The following is a 23,231-nucleotide window of genomic DNA, read 5'->3' on the forward strand; positions in this document are numbered from 1 at the left end:
CAGCCGGGCGCCGCGAACATTCGAGTGTAGGGGCCGACCCGACGTTATGGCAAGCGCGCACCGGCAGCCGTATTGAAGAAATCCTCATGCGAATCGCCCTGATCGATCCGGAGGCGCGTCATGCTGCGCTCCTGAACCGCCTGCTCTTCGCCGGCGGTCATGTGTGCCACGCGTTTCTGTCCAGCGCGGCGTTCTTCGAGTGGCTCGCCACCGATACCTGCGACATGCTGATCACCGGCAACTGGGCCGGCGATCAGCCCGCCGAGGAAGTCATTCCGCGGGCGCAGGCGATCCTGCCCGGGCTGCCGGCCATCGCCGTGATGCAGTTGCCGCGCGAAAGCGAGGTCGTGTCGTGCCTGCACGCGGGCGCCGACGACTGCCTCGTGCGCCCGGTGAGCGGGCCCGAGCTGCTTGCGCGGATCAATGCGCTGAGTCGGCGCGCCGGGGTCCGGCGGCCGCCGAATCGCTCACGCGAGATGTTCGGAGAATACGCATTCGATGCGACCCACAGCCTCGTGCGCTTCGGCGACGCGGTCGTCGCGCTCACGCCGAAGGAGTTCCGCTTCGCGCAGTTGCTGTTCGCGAATCTGTCGCGACCCGTATCGCGCGCCCATATCCTCGAAACCGTCTGGGCGCGCCGCCGCGACATGAAGTCGCGCACGCTCGACACCCATGCGTCCCGGCTGCGCAGCAAGCTGCAGCTGCTTCCGGAGCGCGGCTACCGGCTTCTGCCGCTCTACGGCTACGGCTATCAGCTCGACCGCGTGCCGATCGAGCCCCCAAATTCGAGGCCACGCCACGCTGATGCCCGGTATGCCGCGAGTGAGGAAATCGCTGAAACGCTATAATATGGGGCTAAACGATAGCCCGCGATATGCAACTCCTCACGATCGGAATCAATCACCACACTGCGCCTGTCGCCCTGCGCGAACGCGTGGCGTTTCCGCTCGAGCAAATCAAGCCGGCTCTCGTCACGTTCAAGAACGTGTTCCTCGGCCCCCAGGCGCCCAATGCGCCGGAAGCGGCGATCCTCTCCACCTGCAACCGCACCGAACTCTATTGCGCGACCGACGATCGGGCCGCACGCGAGGGGGCGATTCGCTGGCTGTCGGAGTATCACCAGATTCCGGTCGACGAACTCGCGCCGCACGTCTACGCGCTGCCGCAGTCGGAAGCGGTCCGGCACGCATTCCGCGTCGCGTCGGGCCTCGATTCGATGGTGCTCGGCGAAACGCAGATTCTGGGCCAGATGAAGGACGCGGTGCGCACCGCGACGGAAGCCGGCGCACTCGGCACCTATCTGAACCAGCTGTTCCAGCGCACGTTCGCCGTCGCGAAGGAAGTGCGCGGCACGACCGAGATCGGCGCGCAGTCGGTGTCGATGGCCGCCGCCGCGGTCCGTCTCGCGCAGCGCATCTTCGAAAAGGTGTCGGATCAACGCGTGCTGTTCATCGGCGCCGGCGAGATGATCGAGCTGTGCGCGACGCACTTCGCCGCGCAGAGCCCGCGCGAGCTCGTGATCGCGAACCGCACGGCCGAACGCGGCCAGCGGCTCGCCGAACGCTTCAACGGCCGCGCGATGCCGCTGTCGGACCTGCCGACGCGGATGCACGAATTCGACATCATCGTGTCGTGCACCGCGTCGACGCTGCCGATCATCGGCCTCGGCGCGGTCGAGCGCGCGGTGAAGGCGCGCCGCCATCGGCCGATCTTCATGGTCGACCTCGCGGTGCCGCGCGACATCGAGCCGGAAGTCGGCAAGCTGAAGGACGTATTCCTCTATACCGTCGACGATCTCGGCGCGATCGTGCGCGAAGGCAACGCGTCGCGCCAGGCCGCGGTCGCGCAGGCCGAGACGATCATCGAGACGCGTGTACAGAATTTCATGCAATGGCTCGACACGCGCAGCGTCGTGCCGGTGATTCGTCACATGCATACGCAGGCCGACGCGCTGCGCCGTGCGGAAGTCGAGAAGGCGCAGAAGCTGCTCGCGCGCGGCGACGATCCTGCCGCCGTCCTCGAAGCGCTGTCGCAAGCGCTCACCAACAAGCTGATCCACGGCCCGACGAGCGCGCTCAACCGCGTGAACGGCGCCGACCGCGATTCGCTGATCGACCTGATGCGCGGCTTCTACCAGCACGCGCCGCGCTCGAACGACCAATCCGGCCACTAGCGCCGGCCGGTTGCCCTGCCGCCGGCCGCGAGCCGGCCTATCCTTTCCGAATACCCCTTGCCCGGGAGCGCCGCTCCACACCATGAAGACGAGCATGCAACGCAAGCTCGACCAGCTGTCTACCCGGCTGGCCGAACTGAACGACCTGCTGAGCCGCGAAAACGTCACGGCCGACCTCGACCAGTACCGCAGGCTCACGCGCGAACACGCGGAACTCGGCCCGGTCGTCGAGCAGTACGCACTGTGGCGCCAGTCGCGCAACGACGAGACGGCCGCGCAGGAACTGCTCGCCGATGCATCGATGCGCGATTTCGCCGAAGACGAGATTCGCAGCGCACGTGAGCGCATGGTCCGTCTCGAAGCCGAATTGCAGAAGATGCTGCTGCCGAAGGACCCGAACGACGATCGCAACATCTTCCTCGAAATCCGCGCGGGCGCCGGCGGCGACGAATCGGCGCTGTTCGCAGGCGATCTGCTGCGCATGTACCTGCGCTTCGCGGAGCGCCAGCGCTGGCAGGTCGAGATGATGTCGGAAAGCGCGTCGGATCTCGGCGGCTACAAGGAAGTGATCGTGCGGATCGCCGGCCAGGGCGCGTACTCGCGCCTGAAGTTCGAGTCGGGCGGCCATCGGGTGCAGCGCGTGCCGGCCACCGAGACGCAGGGGCGCATCCACACGTCCGCATGCACGGTCGCGGTGATGCCGGAAGCCGACGAGATCGGCGAGGTCGAGATCAATCCGGCCGACCTGCGGATCGACACGTTCCGCGCGTCGGGCGCGGGCGGCCAGCACATCAACAAGACCGATTCGGCGGTGCGCGTCACGCACATCCCGACCGGGATCGTCGTCGAGTGCCAGGACGACCGTTCGCAGCACAAGAACAAGGATCGCGCGCTGAAGGTGCTCGCCGCGCGCATCAAGGACAAGCAGTATCACGAGCAGCACGCGAAGGAAGCGGCGACGCGCAAGAGCCTGATCGGCTCCGGCGACCGCTCGGAACGGATCCGCACGTACAACTTCCCGCAAGGCCGGATGACCGACCACCGGATCAACCTGACGCTGTACCGGCTCGAGGCGCTGATGGACGGCGATCTCGACGAACTGATCGGCGCGCTCGTCACCGAGCACCAGGCCGAACTGCTCGCGTCGCTCGGCGACACCGACTGAGGCCGCGATGCCCGACACCACCGCCGACGACCTGCTGCGCGCGTCGCCGCTCGACGCGGTCGATGCACGCGTGCTGCTCGCATACGCGCTCGGCTGGACCCGCACGCAGTTGATCACGCGCGGCGACACCCCGCTCGAGCCCGCCTCGATCGAGCGCTACCGCGCGCTCGAAGCGCGCCGCGTGGCTGGCGAGCCGGTTGCGCAGCTCGTCGGGATGCGCGAATTCTTCGGTCGGCCGTTCGATGTGACGCCCGACGTGCTGATTCCGCGCCCGGAAACCGAACTGCTCGTCGAAGCCGCGCTCGACGCGATCGACGGACGGCCGCATCCGGCCGTGCTCGATCTCGGCACCGGCAGCGGCGCGATCGCCGTGTCGATCGCGGCGGAACGGCCTGACGCACGCGTATGGGCGCTCGACCGTTCGCCCGCCGCGCTCGAAGTCGCACGGCGCAACGCGGACAAGCTGCTCGACGCGCGCCGCCCCGGCGGCCCGCTGCACTGGCTGCAGAGCGACTGGTACGCCGCGCTCGACCCGGCGCTCGCGTTCGACACGATCGTCAGCAACCCGCCGTACATCGCGCAGCACGATCCGCACCTCGCGCAGGGCGACCTGCGTTTCGAGCCGCGCGGCGCACTCACCGACGACGCCGACGGCCTGAGCGCGATCCGCACGATCGTCGCAGGCGCCGGCGCTTACCTGAAACCGGGCGGCACGCTCTGGATCGAGCACGGCTACGACCAGGCCGAAGCCGTGCGCGCGCTACTCGTGTCGCGCGGCTTCGTCGCGGTCGAATCGCTCGCCGATCTGGCCGCGATCGAACGCACGACCGGCGGGCGCCGGCCCGGCTGATGGCCGGCCCGCCCGGTTGAAATCCGCTATCATTTCGTTCCAACGCCCCGCAAACGCAAGGTCAGTCATGGACACCCAACAACGTATCAAGCAAATCGTCGACGAAAACCAGGTCGTGCTCTTCATGAAGGGCAACGCGCAATTCCCGATGTGCGGCTTCTCGGGCCGCGCCGTGCAGGTGCTGAAAGCCTGCGGCGTCGACCAGTTCAAGACGGTCAACGTGCTCGAGGACGACGAAATCCGCCAGGGCATCAAGGAATTCTCGAACTGGCCGACCATCCCGCAGCTGTACGTGAAGGGTGAATTCGTCGGCGGCTCGGACATCATGATGGAGATGTACCAGTCGGGCGAACTGCAGCAACTGTTCGCCGCCGCGTAACGTCCCCTTCCCGATGGCATCTCCCAGCGCGCCGCCACGCCGGCTGATCGTCGCGATCACCGGCGCCACCGGCGCGGTCTACGGCGTGCGGCTGCTCGAATTGCTGCGCGCCGCCGGCGGCGTCGAAACGCATCTGCTGGTTTCGAACGCCGGCTGGCTCAATATCCAGCATGAACTGAAGCTGTCGAAGGCCGAGGTCGAAAGCCGTGCGGATGTCGTGCATTCGGTGCGCGATGTCGGCGCGACGATCGCGTCGGGCTCGTTCGCGACCGACGGAATGGTGATCGCACCCTGCTCGATGAAGACGCTTGCGAGCGTCGCGCACGGGCTGTCGGACAACCTGATCACGCGCGCGGCCGACGTCACGCTGAAGGAACGCCGGCGTCTCGTGCTGATGGTGCGCGAAACGCCGTTCAACCTCGCGCATCTGCGCAACATGACCGCCGTGACCGAAATGGGCGGCATCGTGTTCCCGCCGCTGCCCGCGTTCTACGCGATGCCGAAGACGATCGAGGAACTCGTCGACCAGACCGTCACGCGCGTACTCGACCTGTTCGCGCTCAGTGCACCGATGACGACGCAGTGGGCCGGCATCCGGCCCACACAGTAAGCTCGACGCGGCGCTTCTGCGTCGTTCCTCGCGCATCTTCGTCGATTCAGACGCCTTCCGGCTCGATCCGTTCATCTAAAGCACCGCCCGCCCCTCGCACACGCGGAAGCACCCGCATTAACAACCAGCAAGATTCAATTAAATTCCAGGCGGCCGATTTATCAATGCGTGGTGCGCGCCTATAGTCACAGGCAAACCCCTTTTGCAGGCTCCCCACCATGAATCGCTTGCCCTCGCTTTACCTGTCCCACGGCGCGCCGACGCTGCCGATCGACCCGACGCTGCCGTCCGGCGCGTTCACGCACCTCGGTGCCGAATTGCCGCGCCCGCGCGCGGTGCTGATGCTGTCCGCACACTGGGGCACGCAGCAGCCGGTCGCGAGCGTGGCCGCGCATCCGGAAACGATCCACGACTTCCATGGCTTCCCGCGCGCCCTGTACGAGATCCGCTATCCGGCACCGGGCGCGCCCGAGGTCGCCGAACGGGCGGCCGCGCTGCTGAATGCGGCCGGCATCGCGACCGCGACGGCCGAGCGCGGCCTCGACCACGGCGCGTGGGTGCCGATGCTGCTGATGTTCCCCGAGGCCGACGTGCCCGTGGCGCAATTGTCGATCCAGCCGCGCGCGGACGCCGCCCATCACTTCGCACTCGGCCGCGCGCTGCGGCCGCTGCGCGACGAAGGCGTGATGGTGATCGGCTCGGGCCAGATCACGCACAACCTGCGCGCCGCCGATTTCGGCGCGGCGCCCGAGGATGCAGACCCGCGCGTCACGGAGTTCACCGACTGGTTCGAGGCGAAGCTCGCCGCGCGCGATGTCGACGCGCTGCTCGACTATCGCCGGCAGGCCCCGCACGCGGCGCTGATGCATCCGACCGACGAACACCTGCTGCCGGTGTTCACCGCGCTTGGCGCGGCCGACGACGACTACCGGCTCGGCATCCAGTCGCTCGGCACGTATCAACGTGTGCTCGCGATGACGAACTACGTGTTCGCGGGCGCGGCAGCCTGAGTCGCCCGGCACAACTGGCGACCCCAAACAAAAAGCCCGCCCGAGCATCGCTCGGGCGGGCTTTTTTTGCGCTTCCTGCCACCGCCGATTCCGGTGGCAGGTCAGGCGTCAGGCACCGACCTTTTCGAGGATCTCGTCGTGCGATTCACGCTCGTCGAGATATTGGGTCCGGTAGCCCGTGTTCACGCCCCAGAAGTAGAACACCAGCGAGATCGCCGCGACGATCACCATGTCCCAGCCGTACGGCATCAGACCATGGCCGCCGAACTCCTTGCTGCCGATCAGCGACAGCACGGCCATCGTCGGCAGGTACGCGACCAGCCACCATGCGGCCTTCAGGTCGGCGCCCCAGCCGCTCCAGCCGGACTTGGCCTGGAAGAAGAAGTATACCGGCAGCGCGACGATCATCAGCAGGATGATTTCGCCGGTCAACGGCCACTTCGCCCAGTACAGGATCAGCGAGGCGCAGACGAACGCGAACGGTGCGATCAGCTTCATCAGCGGAATCGACAGCGGACGCTCGATGTCGGTCGCCGCGCGGCGCAGCGCCATCAGGCTGATCGGGCCGGTCAGGTACGAAATCACCGTCGCCACCGAGATCACCGCCGCGAGCGAGCTCCAGCCGCGGAAGAAGAACAGGAAGATGAACGACACGAGCAGGTTGAACCACATCGCCTGGCGCGGCACGCCGTAGATCGGGTGCACGTTGCCGAACATCTTCGGCATCGTGTTGTTGCGCTCCATCGCGTAGATCATGCGGGTGGTCGTCGCCATGTAGGTCGTGCCGGTGCCGCTCGGGCTGATGAACGCATCGACGTACAGCAGGATCGCGAGCCAGTTCAGGTTCAGCGCGATCGCGAGTTCCGCGAACGGCGACGAGAAGTTGAAGTGCTCCCAGCCCTTCGCGACGTCGGCCGGATTCACCGAGCCGATGTATGCCATCTGCAGCAGCACGTAGATCACGAGTGCCAGCAGGATCGACGTGATCACCGCGAACGGCACGCTGCGCGACGGATTGCGCGCTTCACCGGCGAGGTTCACCGGGCTCTGGAAGCCGTTGAACGCAAACACGATGCCGCTCGTCGCAACCGCGGTCAGCACGGCCGACCAGCCGTACGGCGCGAAGCTCGCACTCGACGTGGTCCCGAGGTTTTCCGAGTGGAAGCTCGTCAGCATCAGGCCGAGGATCGTGAGGCCGGGGATCAGGAACTTGAAGATCGTGATCGCGGTGTTTGCCCGCGCGAACGCCTTGACGCCCCAGTAGTTCAGCATGAAATAGATGACGACCAGCACGGCCGACAGCAGCAGGCCGAGGGTCTGCAACTCACCGTTCACGAACAACGCGTGTGCCCATGGATACGGCCACGTGCTCATGTACTGGATCGACGCTTCCGCTTCGATCGGGATCACCGATACGATCGCGATCCAGTTCGCCCATGCGCTGATGAAGCCCACCAGCGAACCGTGCGAGTAGCGCGCATAGCGCACCATGCCGCCGGACTCGGGGAACATCGCGCCCAGTTCAGCGTACGTCAGGGCAATCGCGAGAATCACGACCGCGCCGATGATCCATGCGCAGATCGCCGCCGGACCGGCGATCTTCGCGGCCTTCCAGGCGCCGAACAGCCAGCCCGAGCCGATAATCGAACCCAGCCCCGTCAGCATCAGTGCAAACGGGCCGATGTTCCGTTGAATAGAACTCTTCACATCCTCTCCTGTGTCTCAAAAAGCGTGGTCGGCCAGCTGTCCGGGATCGGCTCGGACAGCACCGCGCGCGTCATTTTGGGGGGACGGGTAACCCGATCGGGGCAACCCGTCCAGCGGCGCGTAGTTTAACGGTTGCACCTGCAAGATGGCGCCAAAATCGTTCGCCCCCTACAAAAAAGTCGCATCGTTTGCAAGGTTTGTAAACCTGAACTCCGCAATAACCCTGACTGCATGGAAATCCGGTTGACCACGCGAGCGATTAGCCGTATAAACAACGTTGCAGGATTTCAAGCGGCGAGTGAATTGGTTCTTTCGTAGTTCGCCCATCAACGGTACTCCGGTTGGTCCTATTACCCCCTTCCTTGATTTTCCGCACCCCATGGGCCTCGGCCCCGTTTTATCTTTTTAGGAATAAGTAACATGGCAACCGGTACCGTCAAGTGGTTCAATGACGCAAAGGGCTTCGGCTTCATTACCCCGGAAGGCGGCGGCGACGATCTGTTCGCGCACTTCTCGGAAATCCGCGTCGAAGGCTTCAAGACGCTGCAAGAAAACCAGAAGGTTGAATTCGAAGTGAAGACGGGCCCGAAGGGTCTGCAAGCTGCGAACATCCGTCCGGTCTAAGTTCGGCGCGATATTTCGTGTAAAAAAGCCCCGCTTCGGCGGGGCTTTTTGTTTTACGGCGCGGCAGCCATGCGGCCACCGCCCGTCCGGCTCATCTTCGGTCAGCCGAACAGCCGCTGCGCATGAATGCCGAGCCCCGTCGCGACGCTCGCAAGGCGATCGCCGAACACCGGCTGCGCGTCCGGGAATGCGCCAGCGAGCGCACCCGACAGAAACGCGAGCCCGGTCGAGCCGCCGGTGAAATACAGCGCGCCGAGGTCTCGCGGCGCAACGCCCGCCAGCCGTACCGTTTCGCGCGCGGCGTCGACGATGCGCGCGGTGTCGTCGACGCTCGCATCGACGAGGCGTTCGGCGTCGAACGCGATCTGCAGATCCTCTTCCACGTCGTTCAGGTCGATCATCGTCTCCCCGCCCGCCGCCACGCCGATCTTCGCCTCTTCCGCGCGTGCCATCAGCGCGTGCCCGAGCCGCTGTTCCACCACGCGCGTGAGCCGGTCGTACTGCCGCCCATCCTGGTACAGGTGCTTCATCAGCTTCAGCTCGCCCAGCCGCTTCGGCGTGTAGACCGTGTTGATCAGGTGCCAGGTCGCCAGGTCGAAGTAGATCCGGTTCGGCAGCTCGCGCCCCTCGGGATCGAGCGAGCGATAGCCGAACGCCGGCAGGATCGCCGCCAGCTCGACGCGGCGGTCGTAATCGGTGCCCGCGACGTGCACGCCGTGGTGCGCGAGCACGTCGTCCTTGCGCTCGAGGCGCGCCATCCGCTCCGGCCCGACACGCACGAGCGAGAAGTCCGACGTACCGCCGCCGATGTCGGCAACCAGCACGAGCCGTTCGGCCTGCTGGCGCGACTCGTAGTCGAACGCGGCCGCGATCGGTTCGTACTGGAAATGCACGTCGGTGAAACCGACCGACCGCGCGGCCGCTTCGAGCTGGTCCTGCGCGAGGCGGTCGGCGCGCGGATCGTCGTCGACGAAGAACACCGGCCGGCCGAGCACCGCGCGGCCGATCGGCGCGCCCGCGCATGCCTCGGCCTTGCGCTTCAGGTGCGTCAGGAAGCGCGCGATGATCTCCGTGTACGCCATCGCGCTGCCGTCGCCGAGATCGGTCGTGGTTTCCGCGAGCGGCGAACCGAGGATGCTCTTCATCGAGCGCATCAGCCGGCCTTCGAAACCGTCGATATACGACGCGAGCGCCGCGCGGCCGTATTCGACCGTCTGCTCGTCGTTGTTGAAGAAGATCGCGGTGGGCAGCGTCAGGTGGTCGCCCTCGACGGGCGCGAGGCGCATGCCATCGCCGTCGGGCAGCGCCACGGCGGAATTGGACGTGCCGAAATCGATCGCGCAGTAAGTCATCGGAAGGTGCCGCAGCATGGCCGGCGCGGAAAACGGAAAGGACGGGCTTTTTAACATGAAGCCCGCCGGATCACAACCGGGGCCGGCCACCGTTACGGCGCAACCGGCCCGGGGCGGAGATCAGGCGCGCCGCCGGGCGCGTCGGCGACAGGTGCGGTCGGCGGCCAAACGCACCCCGCCGCCCGCCTGGGGAATCAGGCTGCCGCTTCGAAACCCTTCTTCCATGCGCCCGCGTAGACGACCTCGCCGAGCGCATGGCGCGTGCGGGGCGCCTTTTCGCGGTCGCGCAGCACCGGATCGAGCTTGTCGACGTTGCCGTAGTGGCCGAGCGAGATGAGCGCCGGAATGGCGACGTCGGCCGGGATCTCGAAGGCGTCGCGGAACGCCTTCGCGTCGAAGCCGCTCATCTGGTGCGCGGCAAGGCCCAGCGCGTGCGCCTGCAGCACCAGCGACATTGCGGCGGCGCCCGCGTCGTACAGCGCGGTCGACGCCGGCTCGCCCTTCGGCGTGAGCGTGTGCGAAGTCACGGCGATCAGCACCGGCGCCGGCGCGTTCCAGGCCTGGTTGAACGGCACCAGCGTCGCGAATGCGCGCTTGAACGCCGCTTCATCCTGGGTGCGATCGAATACGATGAAGCGCCACGGCTGCGCGTTGTACGCGGACGGCGCCCAGCGCGCGGCTTCGAGCACCGCGTGCAGATCGGCGGCGCTGATCGGCTCGTCCGAATACGCGCGCGGGCTCCAGCGGCCCGCGATCAGGTCGTGAATCGAAACAGTGGTGGGAGCAGGTTTGACAGACATGCGGTTCCTCGCTGACATCGATGAAGGGGCGCGAACGCGCGCCGAACCGCAAGCATAACCGCTTGAGCAATCACGCGCCCGATCGTCCCGCGCAATGCAAATCACCGATCCTGCATTGACCGGCCGCCCGCCGCGCTCGGGCCGGCCGGAGCGCCGCGCTCAGGCGGCCTGCGCGGTGGCGCGGGACGGCCCGCGGTTGATCCGCAGCACGATCAGCGCGCCGACGATGCAGAGCCCGCCCGAGATCATCGACGCGATCGTATAGGTACCGAGGCTCGCACGCAGCAGCCCCGCGCCGAGCGCCGCGAATGCCGCGCCGAGCTGGTGGCCGGCGACGATCCAACCGAACACGACCGGCGCCGCGGCCTTGCCGAACACATCGGTGGCGAGCCGCACGGTCGGCGGCACGGTCGCGATCCAGTCGAGCCCGTAGAACATCGCGAACAGCGGCAGCCCGAAGAAATCGATGCCGAACGCATGCGGCAGGTAGATCAGCGACAGCCCGCGCAGCCCGTAGTACCAGAACAGCAGCACGCGGTTGTCGTAGCGGTCGGACAGCCAGCCTGACAGCGTCGTGCCGAACAGGTCGAACACGCCCATCGCGGCAAGCAGCGACGCGCCCTGCACTTCGGTCATCCCGTAGTCGCTGCACATCGCGATCAGGTGCGTACCGACATAGCCGTTGGTGCTCGCGCCGCAGATGAAAAAGCTGAAGAACAGCAGCCAGAAGTCGCGCGAGCGGCTCGCCATCAGCAGCGTGCGGAACGCGACCGCGAGCGGGTTCTCCTTCGTCGCGTCGGGCGCGGCCGGCGCATCGGCCGGCTCGCCGTACGGGCGCAGCTGCACGTCGGCCGGCCGCTCGGGCAGCAGGAACGCGACCAGCGGAATCACGATCGCGGCCGCGACCGCAACGACGAGTACGACCGGCCGCCAGCCGTGGCGCTGCGCGATCGCGGCGAGCATCGGCAAGAACACGAGCTGGCCGGTGGCCGTGCTCGCGGTCAGGATGCCCATCACGAGGCCGCGCCGCGCATGGAACCAGCGCGTGACGAAGGTCGCGGACAGCGTCAAGGCGACGACGCCGGTCGAGCAGCCGACCATCAGCCCCCAGATCACGACCATCTGCCAGCTCTGCGTCATCATCGACGACAGCGCGACGCCCGCGCCCATCGTCACCAGCGCCGTCAGGATCGTCGGCCGCAGCCCGAAACGCTGCATCGCCGCGGCCGCGAACGGGCCCGTCAGGCCGTACAGCGCGATGTTCACCGAAATCGCCAGCGAAATCGCCGCGCGGCTCCAGCCGAGTTCGCGCTCGAGCGGCACCATCAGCACGCTCGGCGTCGCGCGCGTGCCGGCCGCCGCCAGCAGGATCAGGAAAACCACCGCCGCCGCGAGCCATCCGTAATGGAAGCGCCCGCCGATTCGTGTCACTGCCCAGTTCATGTTGTCGCTCTCCAGTTGGCGGCCCGGCGCCCGCGCGCCCACTCCGCCTCACCACCAGGCCACCTCCGCCGCACGCTGCATCGGCTGACCCGGGCCGACACCTGGCATTTGTCTGTCGATCCGTTCGGCATTGTTACCGCTCGGTCACAAGTGTGTTGCGATCGTAGTTACCAGTCGGTAACATGTCAAGCAATTCATCACGCAGTCGAGGGTCATCATGTCGGGCATCGAGGCCGTCAACAAGCCGCCGGCACGCCGCACGCGCCGGCCGATCGCCGCGGCCGCGGCGCAGGAACACCTGCTGCGCGCCGCCGAGGAGCTGTTTTACAAGGAAGGGGTGCGCGCGGTCGGTGTGGAGGCGGTCGTGGAACTCGCGGGCGTCAACAAGATGAGCCTGTACCGCCAGTTCTCGTCGAAGGACGAACTGATCCTCGCGTATCTGGAACGGATGGATGCGTGCTTCTTCGAGCGTTTCGATTCGAGCGTCGCGAAGCATCCGGGCCAGCCGAAGGCGCAGTTGATCCAGTATTTCGTCGATCTCGCGGAGCGCGCGACGCAGAAGGACTATCGCGGCTGCCCGTTCGTCAACGTCGCGGCCGAATTCCCGGATGCGTCGCACCCGGCGCGCGAGCGCGTCGCGCAGAACAAGGAACAGCTGATGAAGCGGCTCGTCGAGTTGTGCGAAAGCGCCGGCGCACGGGAGCCGAAAGCGCTCGCCGATGCGCTCGCGCTGGTGGTCGAAGGCATCTACGCGGCCAGCCAGACCTATCGGCACGGCGAAACGCCGATCGGCACCGCGCCTGCGCTGGTCACGCAGCTGATCGAAGCCGGCTGCGCGTGACGGGCGGCGCACGCCCGAACCCCGCGGATCCGCTCCAGCTACAATGCGGCCCTCGCTGCCGCTTCGCCCGATTGCCTTCGCCATGACCGACACCCGCCCCGACTCGCACGACGACATCCTCGCCGCCACGCGGCACTGGCTCGCGCGCGCGGTGATCGGGCTCAATCTGTGCCCGTTCGCGAAGAGCGTCTATGTGAAGGAACAGGTGCGCTATGCGATCAGCGAAGCGACGACGCTCGAGGACGCACTCGCCGACCTCGAAACCGAGCTGCGCACGCTCGAGGCAGCGGATCCGCAGCAGGTCGACACGACGCTCGTGATCTATCCGCGCGCGTTCGCGGATTTCGTCGACTACAACGATGCGCTGTTCTTCGCGGAGCGGCTCGTGCAGCAGTTGCGGCTCGACGGCGTGCTGCAGATCGCGAGCTTCCATCCCGAGTACCGGTTCGAAGGCAGCGAAGCCGACGACATCGAGAACTACACGAACCGCGCGCCGTATCCGATCCTGCACCTGCTGCGCGAGGACAGCATCGCGCGCGCGGTCGACGCGTTTCCGGACGCGTCCGCGATCTACGAGAAAAACCAGGAAACGCTACGCCGCCTCGGCCACGACGGCTGGCGTGAATGGATGCGCCGGCCGGGCGACGATGTCTGACGCGTCGCGCGACGGCAGGTCACCGCGCGGCCGACGGGCCGCGCGTCAGTCGGCTCAGTCGGCTCAGTCGGCTCAGTCGGCTCAGTCGGCCTGAGTCGGCCTCAGTCCGCGGCCGGCGCGACGGCCTCGTCGTCCGCCGCCGCGGGCGCCGGCACGAAGAAGCGCTCGTTCAGTTCGGCGAGCCCGAACATGCCGAGGATCTCGTTCAGCCGCTCGCTGGGCTTGCGGCGCGGCAGGTTCTTGTACTGCGCGATGATCAGCTCGTTCTTCATCGAATGCTCCCAGCCGACCAGCTCGGTCACGCTGACCTGGTAGCCGTGCGCCTCGAGCTGCAGACAGCGCAGCACGTTGGTGATCTGGCTGCCGAATTCGCGCGTATGCAGCGGATGCCGCCACACTTCCGTCAGCGCATTCGCGAGCGACTTGCCCTTGTTCCTGCGCAGCACGCCCGCGACCTCCGCCTGGCAGCACGGCACCAGCACGATGTGCTGCGCGCGCTTCGCGAGCGCGAAACGGATCGCGTCGTCGGTCGCCGTGTCGCACGCATGCAGCGCGGTCACGACATCGACCGTTTCGGGCAGCTTCGGCGACGTGATCGAGTCGGCGACCGACAGGTTCAGGAACGACATCCCGCCGAACCCGAGTCGCGTGGCGAGTTCGGTGGAACGCGTGACGAGCTCTTCGCGCGTCTCGATGCCGTACACGTGCGACGCGAACGCCGGCGTGCCGTGCCCCGGCTGCTGCTTGAAGAACAGGTCGTACAGGATGAAGCCGAGATACGACTTGCCGGCGCCGTGATCGACGAGCGTGACGGCGCCCTTGTCGGCCTGCACGCTCGCGAGCAGCGGATCGATGAACTGAAACAGGTGATAGACCTGCTTCAGCTTGCGGCGGCTGTCCTGGTTCAGCTTGCCGTCGCGGGTCAGGATGTGCAGTTCCTTCAACAGCTCGACGGACTGCTCCGGACGGATTTCGTAGGTCTTGTTCGACATCGTGAAGCGGCGCCGGGCCATGGTCGGGTGACCACGGCCCGGCGGCGTGAATTCGTGAGGAATGACGACAGTTTACCGAAAATGCGCGATCAGGCCCGCGCGCCGAGCCGCCAGAGCGACGTGACCTCGGCGCGGCGTGCCGCGTGCAGCGGATCGTCCGCGTCGGTCGACTTCGGATGCGCGGGGCGGATGTCTTCGCGGCCGAGCACGACGAGACCGGCTTCATCGATCCATTGCAGCAGCGTGTCGCGCGGCCGCAGGCCGAGATGCTCGGCGAAATCGGACAGGATCAGCCAGCCTTCGCCGCCCGGTTCGAGATGGTTGGCGAGCCCGGCGAGGAAACCGCGCAGCATGCGGCTGTCGGGATCGTAGACCGCGTATTCGATCGGCGCGCTCGGGCGGGCCGGCACCCACGGCGGGTTGCACACGACGAGCGGCGCGCGGCCGGCCGGAAACAGGTCGGCTTCGACGACCTCGACACGATCGGCGTGGCCGAGCCGCGCGATGTTCTCGCGGGCACACGCGAGCGCGCGCGGATCCTGGTCGGTCGCGACGATGCGCTCGACGCCGCGCGACGCGAGCACGGCCGCGAGCACGCCGGTGCCCGTACCGATGTCGAATGCGAGCGACGTCGCCGGCAGCGGCGCGCGCGCGACGAGTTCGACGTATTCGCCGCGCACCGGCGAAAACACGCCGTAATGCGGATGGATCGGCGCACCGCCGAGCGCCGGAATCGGCACACCCTTCTTGCGCCATTCGTGCGCGCCGACGAGACCGAGCAGTTCGCGCAGCGACACGACCGACGGCGCGTCGCCCGGCCCGTACGCTTCCTCGCACGCAGCGCGCACGTCGGGCGCGCGGCGCAGCGGGATCGTGTAGTCGGCATCGAGCGGGATCAGCAGCATCCCGAGCGTGCGGGCGCGCTGCGATTGCGCGAGCCGGTGCAGGTTGAATGCGTCGGCGCCGGCCGCGGCCTTCGCCTTCTTCGGCTTGCGTTCGACGCGGCGGGCCATCGCCTGCACGAGCTGGCGCGCATTCTGGAAGTCGCCCTGCCAGACGAGCGCGGTGCCCTCGCACGCGAGGCGGTACGCGGCGTCGGCGGTGAGGCGGTCGTCGGCGGGCACGGCGCGCTTCGGCGGCTGCACGCCGGCTTCGGAGCGCCAGCGCGCGGCATGTTCGGCGCCGTCGGCGTCGGTCCAGTGGAAAACGGGGAAATCGGTCACGCGAGCTCGGCTACGGTTGGCTTCAGACAGGCGGCGAGAATTCACCGCGCGGACGACACCATACCGCGCTTTGTCCAGCCCCGCAAAAACCGCGGCCGCGGCGCCCGCCCGAAGGCGTTTGCCGCGGCACGATCGTCAATCAGGCGAGATCGACAGTCTCTGCAGCGGGCGCGTCGCGCTTGACGGCGGCAATCCCGTTGTCGCGGCCTTGTGTGCTCTTGTACGTTTCACTCGTACCGATAACCAGGTGGTTTGCGGCCTTCAGGTTGAACATGTACTCGCCGTTGTGCGCGATCTTCCGCTCATAACGTTCGTCCAGCGGCGCATTCTCGCGTAGGAAGCGATGCCGGTTCGCGCGCCACCCTTCTCCTCATACCGCTCGCTCGCCAGAATGATCTCGCCATTCGCCGACTTCAGATGGAAGAAGTACTGACCGTTCGTCGCCTTTTTGATCTCGAACTTTGCAGCCATGTGGTTACTCTCCTAAAAGAACGTCCGACCCTCGGACATTGACCAGTGTAGGAGCGGTAACCACCACAATCTAACTTCCGCCAAGCAAACTGTTGAAGACGGTTAATTCGTCAACCTTTCGTGACATTTGGCCGACGTTACCGTCACACCTACCCACCCCATCCCGGCGTCGTCGGCATGCGCAACGTGCCCGCGTCGCGGAAATGCACGCTGCCCAGCACACCGCCCGCGAGCCGCCCGCGCAGCGCGTAGGGCAACTCGCCGCTGGCCGCCGCGCCGGGCAGGTTCCACGCCTGCCGCGCGGCGGCGAATGCCGACACCGAAACGGGCACGTCGATCACCGCTTCGCCGAAACGCGGCACGACGCCCGAGCGATCGCTGACGCCGCTCGCGAACGGCGTGCCGTTCAGGTCGAGCGCGACCGAAATGCCGTCGTATTCGATCGGCGCGTCATTCGGGTTCTGCACGCGCAGCTTCAGGCTGAAGCGCATCTCGAGGCCCTGCCCGACCAGCGGGTCGAGCCCGGCGACGGACACGCTCACGGGCTCGCGCGTGAAGCCCGCGCAACCGCCGAGCACGAAGGCGGCGGCGAACAGCAGCAGCACGGCGCGCAGCGGCGCGATAAGGAACAGGGCTCGTGGCATGGACTGGCCTCCTTGCGGCAATCAATCTCATTCGACAGGTCGTCGATGCATTGTACCGAGCGCGCTGCGCCACACCGCGGTTCGTAGTTTTCGCGTAGCGCCGAGATCGTTAATAGATTAAAACTACGGAAAGCAGTAGCCAAACGGAAAGTGAATTAACGCCTACCGGCATTCAATGGCACACAAAAAATTCAATCGAGTCACTTTCTAATTTTTTCGTTTCCTTTACCCAAAACCATCAAGTATATTTACGCATCCTTCGAGCAGGCCGACAAACCTTGATGCCGCATGACGGCGATTTTACGGAACGGCGACACGCCGTCCTTCCGTCCTGCGGCCTGGTACGGCCAGCCCCGTGGGTCGTCGGTTCAAAGGGAATGCACGCCCGTGCAGGGCGGGCGGCCGCGTGTCGTGCGCGCGAAATCAATTCAGTACAACACGCGCACGGCCATTTTGAACCGGCAAGTTAACCGACATCCGGAAACACAGAGGGGGCAGTAAACGATGATTACCTTCACGTAGTCGGCCGACCGTCTTTTCGAATAATCCGTCATTGGCTTTTCTCATCGCCGCTGATTAACGGCGAGGGATTGTCTTTGCCGGCGTTTTCGCAGCACTGAACGATTCTTTCAACAATCGAGGTTTCAGTCATGTCGATCAACATTCACAAGATGCGTTATCTGCCGCTGGTCGCCGCACTCGCACTCGCCGGTTGCGGCGGCGACGACGGCGGCGTGGGCTCGGCTTCCGCACTCAGCTCGGCCGGCGCGCCGCACTCGGGCTCGTCGCCCGCCGCCAACACGCCGCCGAGCGCGTCCAACGTCGACAAGAGCGTGTCGCCTGTCGAGCTGCCGGACACCGTGGTACCGGTCAACTACCGGTTGTGGTTCCGCCCGAACGACGCGCTGAACGCGTTCGACGGGCGCGCCGATGTCGAAATCAAGGTGCTGAAGCCGGTCAACAACATCGTGATCGCCGGCCACCGGATCAAGTTCACGAACGGCCGCATCACGCTGCAGCCGGGCAACATCCAGCTGATCGCGACGCCGCAGGACAAGGGCGACTTCTACCAGCTGCGCCCCGCGGCCGGCACGATCGCGCCGGGCAACTATTCGCTGCACATGGAGTGGTCGGGCATCATCAACTTCAAGTCGTACGACGATCCGGCCACGCAGACGGGCGGCAGTTGCGGCGACGATCCGTATCCCGGCTGCTCGGCCGCGGAAGGCGTATTCCGCGTCGACCTGAAGGGCACCGACGGCAAGACGAGCGGCGCGATCCTCACGCAGGGCGAAACCAACCTGTCGCGCCAGTGGTTCCCGGGCTGGGACGAACCGGCGTTCCGTCCGACCTATGAAGTGACGGCCGAAGTGCCGCAAAGCTGGCGCGTCGTGTCGAATGCGGCCGAGAAGCCGTCGACCAACGTCGGCGGCGGCTACAAGCTCGTGCAGTTCGAGAAGACCCCGCCGATGCCGTCGTACCTGCTGTTCTTCGGCGGCGGCATGTTCGACACCTACGAGGACGATTTCTCGAGCCCGCTGCCGGGCGGCAAGGGCGGCCTGCACCTGCGCGTGTTCACGCCGCCGGGCATGAGCGACTGGGCGAAGCCCGCGATGGACCGCACCAAGCAGGCGCTCGACTACTACTACCGCTACACGGGCATCCCGCTGCCGCTGACGAAGTTCGATACGGTCGCCGCGAACGACGCGTTCAAGGAGCAGAAGGACCTGAACTTCGGCGGGATGGAGAACTGGGGGTCGATCCTCGAGTTCGCCGACGACATCCTGCCGCAGCCGGGCCAGCCGATGTCGCGTTACGGTAACGAGGTGCTGACGCACGAAGTCGCGCACCAGTGGTTCGGCGACCTCGTCACGACCGACTGGTGGGACAACGTCTGGCTCAACGAGTCGTTCGCGACGTTCTTCGAGACGAAGACGACGATCCAGTTCTTCCCCGACGAGTTCAGCTGGCTCGACCAGGTGAAGAACAAGTACCGCGTGATCAATCGCGACATCGGTCCGAACGCGTTCCCGGTCGCGCCGAACTTCAACGACTGGGCGTCGAACGACTTCGTGCTGAGCGCGAGCGCGTTCACGTACGACAAGGGCGGCCACGTGCTGAAGACGCTCGAGAACTATCTCGGCGAGCAGACGTTGCGCCAGGGCCTGCAGCAGTATCTGGTCGACTACTCGTTCGGCAACGGCACGCCGAAGCGCCTGTGGGATGCGCTGTCGAAGGCGAGCGGCCAGTCGGTCGGCCCGATCGGCGACAGCTACGTGCGCCAGACGGGCGTGCCGCTGATCTCGCTCGACACGCAGTGCGACATGACGAAGAACCAGACGATCGTCACGCTCAAACAGCAGCCGTTCCCGAACAAGAACGCGTATCCGGGCCTGCAGTGGACGGTACCGATCACGATCGCGTACGGCCAGGGTCTCGCGAAACACACGACGCTCGCGCTGAAGGATACGCAGGCGCAGACACGGATCGACGGCTGCACGGGCGTGGTCGCGGATCCGAGCGGTCTCGACTACTACGTCGTGAACTACAGCGACGCCGCGTGGAGCGGCCTGCTCACGCAGGTCAACAGCTCGACCGATCCGGTGCTGCTCGCGAACCTGAAGAGCGAGGCCGCGCTGCTCGTCGCGAACAACCTCGCGCCGGCTTCGCGTTCGACGTCGATCGGCTCGGTCGCTTCGCCGGCCGCGATGAAGCTGCGCCAGACGCCGAGCTTCGGCGGCATCGCGCCGACAGCGAAGGAACGTCCGTCGCTGCGCTATCAGGGCATGTTCAAGCCGCGCAAGACGCTGGTTCAGTAACGTTGTCCGGCCGGCCGGTGCCGCGCGGTTCGCGGCGCCGGCCGGCGTTCAAGTCCTCACGTCCTTCGGCAGGCCTCGCATGCGGGGCCTGTTTTTTGTCGGTTCCGCTCGCGCCGCACCTGCAAGGGCTAGCGATCGTCGCGCCGACGAAACGCCCACCACGCGGCAAGCGCGGTAAAGCCCGCGACGAGCAGCACCATCAGCCAGAAGCCGTGCTTGTTCTCGGAGAACGGCACGCCGCCGACGTTCATCCCGAAGAAGCCCGCGACGATGTTGATCGGCAGTGCGATCACGGTCACGAGCGTCAGCGTGAACAGCGTCCGGTTGTTCTGCTCGTCGAGCCGCGAGCCGATCTCTTCCTGCAACAGCTTGATCCGCTCGTTGAGTCCCGACAGATCGGCGAGTACGAGCGAGAACTCCTCGGTCGACTCGCGCAGCTCCTGCACGTCTTCGGGATGCAACCAAGCGGGCGGTTTCGCGAGCAGCCGGAAGATCGAGCCGGGCTCGGGCGCCAGCATGCGCTGCAGGCGCGTCAACGTGCGGCGCATCGCGCCGAGTTCGACGCGATTCGACGTGAGCCGTTGCGACAGGAAGCGATCCTCGATGCGATCGACGTCGACGCTCGTGCGCCGCATGATCTGGATCAGCAGGTCGGCCTGGTCGTGCAGCAGGTGCACGAGCAGTTCGACCGGCGACCGGAACCGCTCGCCGTCGCGCACGCCTGCGCGCAGCGTGTCGACCGAGCGCAGCGGCTTGAGCCGCGCGGTGACCATGATGCGCCGTTCGACGTGGACGAACAGCGTCGCGATTTCCGACGGCGTCAGTTCGAGGTTGAACATCACGTCGTTGACGATCGCACGCAATGCGCCGTCCTCTTGCTCGATGCGCGTCGAGCGCGACCCTTCGTGCAGGAATTCGAAGAAGCTGTCGGGCAACCCGAGGTGCGTGCGCATCCAGCGCTCGCTCGCGCCGTGCGCGAGATTGAAGTGCAGCCAGACGAAATCGTCCGATGCGGTCGCATCGCGCTCGCGGCACGTGCGCAGCCATGCAGCGGCCGCTTCGGCGTCGAGCATCACGCCCGATCCGCCCGGGACGAAGCGGAATCCGCACACCATGCCGGACGTATCGGCGCCGTAAGTCTGTACGATCAGGTCCATCGTGTCGAAGGTCGTGCGGCGCGCGCCGCGCCGCGCATCGCGCATCGCGGCGCCACGCCGGGAAATGAAACGAAACGTATGCCCGACGAATATGACACTCTCGTGACACTGTCACATACGCCTGTCCGGGCCTCATCAGCCTATCCCAAAAGCAACGCGCCGCCCATTGGGCGGCGCATGTGCGATGAGCGGACCGGCGCGAAGCCTTGGATTACTGCCGCGGCTCCGACTGCGCGGCGGTCGGGCAGGCCGGATCCTTGCCCCAGTGGCCGTCGCAGACGCGCCAGCGGCACAGCTGATCCTCGAAGAAGCCGCGCTCCGAGCAATCCTTCACGCGCGATGCGAGCGAACCGCCCGTCGTGGCGGCGGTCTTGGTCGGCACTGCCTGCCCCTTCTGTGCGGCGGCCTTCTTGTCGGCCGGCTTCGTGCGCGCGACGAGCGCGGCGAGCAGATCCGCATCCGGGTCGTCCTTCCCGGATGTCTTCGCGCTCGCGGTACGAGTCGTCGCTTCGCGACGCTTCTTCGCCTGCGCGAGCTCCGCCTGCTGTTCCTTGTGATGCTTGCGGGCTTCTGCCTTCGTTTCGGCCTTCGCATCGGCCTTGCTGCGTGCGGCGACCTTGTCGCCCTTCGCGGTGTCGGCCTTCGCCGTTTTCGTCGCCGCTGCGGCGGCGGCCGTCGCGGCGGCGGCGCCTGCCGTGGCTGCGCCCGACGCATCGTCGGCACCGTTCGCGAGCGCGCGCGACAAGCGGCTGCTGTCCGCGCCTGACGCGGACGATGCGGACGCAACGGTCTGGGACGCGGCATCGTCATTGACGATCGTCGCGGGTTGCGCGGCGGGTGCGGCTGACGCTGCATTCTGCGCGACCTGCACGGCGGCACCGCTGGCCACCTCGGCCTTCACCGGTGCCGGCACGGACGCGGAGGCCACGACGGCCTGCTCGCCCGATTGCTGCTGCAAGCGCCAAGCGCCCCAGCCGCCGACGGCGACCACGAGCGCGACGACGGCCGCGATCGGCCCCTTCAGCGAACGGCGCGGCGCCTCGGCTGGCGGCGTGACACGTCCTTCCAGATTCGCGAGAATGCGCGATTGCTGAGGTCCGCCCCCGCCTGCCGGTTTGGTATCGGACAGCAGGCTGGGCGGGGTTTTCGAATTTGAATTTTCCGGCGCACTCATTCAGCGTCTCATTGAATCCTGGTTTAATTCACCGCGATAATATAGCCCGGCCTCTCAAAGCAGCCTGATTCTAAGAGCAAGCATTGCAAAACACAATCAATTCCAATTTCCGGGGATTTCCTTGATTGCCGTCGCACTCGTCGCCTATTTCGCCCTTGCCGTCGCGGTTGCGGCCCTGTTGCTTTTACCGGGTATCAGGGCGACCGTTTTCGAATCCGTCGCCCAGTTTCACGGCCGCATGACGCGCCGTGCGAACGATCGCGCCGCACGCACGCGCAGTCAAATTGTTAAATCGGCAACCGTGACGCGCGGCGCATTAAGTGGCGTGCAAAATTTACTGGTTCGGCGGCGCTTGATGATTATGGTGTCGGCAGGTATTCTTGCGACGCCGCCATTGGTGGCCATTGCGTTACGCGGTCGGCAATTATTTCAGTACGACGACACGGCGCGCGTGCCCGACGAGAAGATCGCCGCGCTGTTGCAGGGCGAACAACTCGTGCCGCCGCCGCCGTTGCCGCCGGAAGTCTTTGCCACGAAGGAAGTCGAACAGGTGCGGCCGGCGCTGAAGGATGCAAGCCGCGACTGGAACCTGCTGGATCCCGATTTCCGTACGCGTTTGCTGCTGGTCTACAAGATCATGCACGAACAATATGGTTACGAGATGGCGCTGCTGGAAGGTTATCGGAGTCCGGAACGACAGAACCGGCTCGCGCAGATGGGCACCAACGTGACCAACGCGGCGGCCTTCCAGAGTTATCACCAGTTCGGGCTGGCGGCGGACAATGCGTTCCTGCGCGACGGCAAGCTGGTCATTTCCGAGAAAGATCCCTGGGCGATGCGCGGCTACGAGTTGTACGGCCAGGTTGCCGAGCAGGTCGGCCTGACCTGGGGCGGCCGATGGAAGATGATGGATCTCGGGCACGTGGAATACCATAAACCCGGTTTTAAACTGGGACGCGGCAGCTAGTCACGGCTGCCGGACAAGAAATAATGAGGGCGGCATGGGGCTTTTTAATCACCCGGCAGGAAACGATTTGGGCGGCGCAATCGATCGGGCATTCCGTTGCGCGATTTTTTCAGGCCGCCGCATCCGTTTTAATTCTCACAGCGTCCTTTCATTATTGCGCGCGCCTTCTCCGATG

At 66.2% G+C, this 23,231-nt stretch carries 21 protein-coding genes and 1 pseudogene; 12 read left to right on the forward strand and 10 right to left on the reverse strand.

The genetic code is table 11. The features are described from left to right. Positions 1-86 precede the first annotated feature (86 nt). From F3J14_RS04735 to F3J14_RS04765, 7 genes are all read left to right on the forward strand, one after another. A complete protein-coding gene (locus tag F3J14_RS04735; protein WP_166722026.1) occupies positions 87-848 on the forward strand; it encodes a response regulator transcription factor in 762 nt (253 codons plus the stop codon). Between the two features lie 26 nt (positions 849-874). Then, positions 875-2,173 carry a glutamyl-tRNA reductase gene (gene hemA, locus F3J14_RS04740; protein ID WP_166722027.1) on the forward strand — a complete coding sequence of 433 codons (1,299 nt, stop codon included), beginning with the start codon at positions 875-877 and terminating at the stop codon, positions 2,171-2,173. An 82-nt stretch (positions 2,174-2,255) separates the two neighbouring features. Beyond that, positions 2,256-3,338, forward strand: coding sequence for a peptide chain release factor 1 (prfA, locus tag F3J14_RS04745; protein WP_006755622.1), 1,083 nt, complete (start codon positions 2,256-2,258; stop codon positions 3,336-3,338). Positions 3,339-3,345: 7 nt separating this feature from the next. Next, positions 3,346-4,188 carry a peptide chain release factor N(5)-glutamine methyltransferase gene (gene prmC / locus F3J14_RS04750; protein ID WP_166722028.1) on the forward strand — a complete coding sequence of 281 codons (843 nt, stop codon included), beginning with the start codon at positions 3,346-3,348 and terminating at the stop codon, positions 4,186-4,188. A 67-nt stretch (positions 4,189-4,255) separates the two neighbouring features. Beyond that, a complete protein-coding gene (grxD, locus tag F3J14_RS04755) occupies positions 4,256-4,567 on the forward strand; it encodes a Grx4 family monothiol glutaredoxin (protein WP_006753626.1) in 312 nt (103 codons plus the stop codon). A 13-nt stretch (positions 4,568-4,580) separates the two neighbouring features. Beyond that, complete coding sequence (locus F3J14_RS04760) at positions 4,581-5,177, forward strand: UbiX family flavin prenyltransferase (protein WP_166722029.1); 597 nt, start codon at positions 4,581-4,583, stop codon at positions 5,175-5,177. 218 nt (positions 5,178-5,395) lie between these two features. Beyond that, the gene (locus tag F3J14_RS04765; protein WP_166722030.1) at positions 5,396-6,187 is read left to right on the forward strand and encodes a class III extradiol ring-cleavage dioxygenase; all 792 of its coding nucleotides are present in this window, start codon (positions 5,396-5,398) and stop codon (positions 6,185-6,187) included. Between the two features lie 108 nt (positions 6,188-6,295). Here the strand turns inward: F3J14_RS04765 and F3J14_RS04770 are convergent, their stop codons facing one another. Further along, positions 6,296-7,894, reverse strand: a complete 1,599-nt coding sequence (locus tag F3J14_RS04770) for an APC family permease (protein WP_166722031.1) — start codon at positions 7,892-7,894, stop codon at positions 6,296-6,298. 420 nt (positions 7,895-8,314) lie between these two features. Here F3J14_RS04770 and F3J14_RS04775 point away from each other — a divergent pair, with 420 nt between their 5' ends. Beyond that, positions 8,315-8,518, forward strand: coding sequence for a cold-shock protein (locus F3J14_RS04775; protein WP_006477070.1), 204 nt, complete (start codon positions 8,315-8,317; stop codon positions 8,516-8,518). A 101-nt stretch (positions 8,519-8,619) separates the two neighbouring features. Here F3J14_RS04775 and F3J14_RS04780 read toward each other — a convergent pair whose 3' ends face one another. The 3 genes from F3J14_RS04780 to F3J14_RS04790 form a co-directional block, all read right to left on the reverse strand. Next, positions 8,620-9,870 carry an Hsp70 family protein gene (locus tag F3J14_RS04780; RefSeq protein ID WP_166722075.1) on the reverse strand — a complete coding sequence of 417 codons (1,251 nt, stop codon included), beginning with the start codon at positions 9,868-9,870 and terminating at the stop codon, positions 8,620-8,622. Between the two features lie 194 nt (positions 9,871-10,064). Continuing rightward, positions 10,065-10,670 (reverse strand): nitroreductase family protein, encoded by a 606-nt coding sequence (locus F3J14_RS04785; RefSeq protein WP_006753621.1) that lies wholly within the window; start codon positions 10,668-10,670, stop codon positions 10,065-10,067. A 159-nt stretch (positions 10,671-10,829) separates the two neighbouring features. Beyond that, positions 10,830-12,113, reverse strand: a complete 1,284-nt coding sequence (locus F3J14_RS04790) for an MFS transporter (protein WP_006753620.1) — start codon at positions 12,111-12,113, stop codon at positions 10,830-10,832. 217 nt (positions 12,114-12,330) lie between these two features. On the opposite strand from F3J14_RS04790, the gene F3J14_RS04795 reads away from it, so the two are divergent. Further along, complete coding sequence (locus F3J14_RS04795; protein WP_166722032.1) at positions 12,331-12,954, forward strand: TetR/AcrR family transcriptional regulator; 624 nt, start codon at positions 12,331-12,333, stop codon at positions 12,952-12,954. Between the two features lie 82 nt (positions 12,955-13,036). After that, entirely contained in the window at positions 13,037-13,609 is a 573-nt protein-coding gene (locus F3J14_RS04800) for a DUF1415 domain-containing protein (RefSeq protein WP_166722033.1), read from the forward strand. A gap of 101 nt (positions 13,610-13,710) precedes the next feature. Here the strand turns inward: F3J14_RS04800 and F3J14_RS04805 are convergent, their stop codons facing one another. The 4 genes and pseudogenes from F3J14_RS04805 to F3J14_RS04820 all read right to left on the reverse strand — a co-directional run bounded on the left by F3J14_RS04805 (position 13,711) and on the right by F3J14_RS04820 (position 16,939). Continuing rightward, positions 13,711-14,601, reverse strand: a complete 891-nt coding sequence (locus tag F3J14_RS04805) for an SAM-dependent methyltransferase (RefSeq protein WP_166722034.1) — start codon at positions 14,599-14,601, stop codon at positions 13,711-13,713. A gap of 89 nt (positions 14,602-14,690) precedes the next feature. Next, positions 14,691-15,824 (reverse strand): class I SAM-dependent methyltransferase, encoded by a 1,134-nt coding sequence (locus F3J14_RS04810; protein WP_166722035.1) that lies wholly within the window; start codon positions 15,822-15,824, stop codon positions 14,691-14,693. 139 nt (positions 15,825-15,963) lie between these two features. After that, a pseudogene (locus tag F3J14_RS04815) lies at positions 15,964-16,295 on the reverse strand (YegP family protein). Between the two features lie 149 nt (positions 16,296-16,444). Then, complete coding sequence (locus tag F3J14_RS04820) at positions 16,445-16,939, reverse strand: LEA type 2 family protein (RefSeq protein ID WP_166722036.1); 495 nt, start codon at positions 16,937-16,939, stop codon at positions 16,445-16,447. Positions 16,940-17,589: 650 nt separating this feature from the next. Between F3J14_RS04820 and F3J14_RS04825 the strand changes: the two genes are divergently transcribed. Continuing rightward, positions 17,590-19,758, forward strand: a complete 2,169-nt coding sequence (locus F3J14_RS04825; RefSeq protein ID WP_166722037.1) for a M1 family metallopeptidase — start codon at positions 17,590-17,592, stop codon at positions 19,756-19,758. 128 nt (positions 19,759-19,886) lie between these two features. On the opposite strand, the gene F3J14_RS04830 is transcribed toward F3J14_RS04825, so the two are convergent. Beyond that, complete coding sequence (locus F3J14_RS04830) at positions 19,887-20,915, reverse strand: transporter (RefSeq protein ID WP_166722076.1); 1,029 nt, start codon at positions 20,913-20,915, stop codon at positions 19,887-19,889. Between the two features lie 211 nt (positions 20,916-21,126). Beyond that, positions 21,127-22,089: a phage tail protein gene (locus F3J14_RS04835; protein ID WP_166722038.1), complete on the reverse strand. Its 963-nt coding sequence runs from the start codon at positions 22,087-22,089 to the stop codon at positions 21,127-21,129. Between the two features lie 121 nt (positions 22,090-22,210). On the opposite strand from F3J14_RS04835, the gene F3J14_RS04840 reads away from it, so the two are divergent. Beyond that, positions 22,211-23,056 (forward strand): M15 family metallopeptidase, encoded by an 846-nt coding sequence (locus tag F3J14_RS04840; protein ID WP_166722039.1) that lies wholly within the window; start codon positions 22,211-22,213, stop codon positions 23,054-23,056. The last annotated feature ends 175 nt before the right edge of the window (positions 23,057-23,231 follow it).

It is taken from the genome of Burkholderia sp. Tr-862, assembly GCF_011753085.1.
GTDB lineage: Bacteria > Pseudomonadota > Gammaproteobacteria > Burkholderiales > Burkholderiaceae > Burkholderia > Burkholderia ambifaria.

What these genes read in the sequence shown, in the direction of transcription:
- F3J14_RS04735 (WP_166722026.1), top strand. Translation starts at nt 87, where the DNA reads ATGCGAATCGCCCTGATCGATCCGGAGGCGCGTCATGCTGCGCTCCTG.
- hemA (WP_166722027.1), top strand. Translation starts at nt 875, where the DNA reads ATGCAACTCCTCACGATCGGAATCAATCACCACACTGCGCCTGTCGCC.
- prfA (WP_006755622.1), top strand. Translation starts at nt 2,256, where the DNA reads ATGAAGACGAGCATGCAACGCAAGCTCGACCAGCTGTCTACCCGGCTG.
- prmC (WP_166722028.1), top strand. Translation starts at nt 3,346, where the DNA reads ATGCCCGACACCACCGCCGACGACCTGCTGCGCGCGTCGCCGCTCGAC.
- grxD (WP_006753626.1), top strand. Translation starts at nt 4,256, where the DNA reads ATGGACACCCAACAACGTATCAAGCAAATCGTCGACGAAAACCAGGTC.
- F3J14_RS04760 (WP_166722029.1), top strand. Translation starts at nt 4,581, where the DNA reads ATGGCATCTCCCAGCGCGCCGCCACGCCGGCTGATCGTCGCGATCACC.
- F3J14_RS04765 (WP_166722030.1), top strand. Translation starts at nt 5,396, where the DNA reads ATGAATCGCTTGCCCTCGCTTTACCTGTCCCACGGCGCGCCGACGCTG.
- F3J14_RS04775 (WP_006477070.1), top strand. Translation starts at nt 8,315, where the DNA reads ATGGCAACCGGTACCGTCAAGTGGTTCAATGACGCAAAGGGCTTCGGC.
- F3J14_RS04780 (WP_166722075.1), bottom strand. Translation starts at nt 9,870, where the DNA reads ATGACTTACTGCGCGATCGATTTCGGCACGTCCAATTCCGCCGTGGCG.
- F3J14_RS04785 (WP_006753621.1), bottom strand. Translation starts at nt 10,670, where the DNA reads ATGTCTGTCAAACCTGCTCCCACCACTGTTTCGATTCACGACCTGATC.
- F3J14_RS04790 (WP_006753620.1), bottom strand. Translation starts at nt 12,113, where the DNA reads ATGAACTGGGCAGTGACACGAATCGGCGGGCGCTTCCATTACGGATGG.
- F3J14_RS04795 (WP_166722032.1), top strand. Translation starts at nt 12,331, where the DNA reads ATGTCGGGCATCGAGGCCGTCAACAAGCCGCCGGCACGCCGCACGCGC.
- F3J14_RS04800 (WP_166722033.1), top strand. Translation starts at nt 13,037, where the DNA reads ATGACCGACACCCGCCCCGACTCGCACGACGACATCCTCGCCGCCACG.
- F3J14_RS04805 (WP_166722034.1), bottom strand. Translation starts at nt 14,601, where the DNA reads ATGTCGAACAAGACCTACGAAATCCGTCCGGAGCAGTCCGTCGAGCTG.
- F3J14_RS04820 (WP_166722036.1), bottom strand. Translation starts at nt 16,939, where the DNA reads ATGCCACGAGCCCTGTTCCTTATCGCGCCGCTGCGCGCCGTGCTGCTG.
- F3J14_RS04825 (WP_166722037.1), top strand. Translation starts at nt 17,590, where the DNA reads ATGTCGATCAACATTCACAAGATGCGTTATCTGCCGCTGGTCGCCGCA.
- F3J14_RS04830 (WP_166722076.1), bottom strand. Translation starts at nt 20,915, where the DNA reads ATGGACCTGATCGTACAGACTTACGGCGCCGATACGTCCGGCATGGTG.
- F3J14_RS04835 (WP_166722038.1), bottom strand. Translation starts at nt 22,089, where the DNA reads ATGAGTGCGCCGGAAAATTCAAATTCGAAAACCCCGCCCAGCCTGCTG.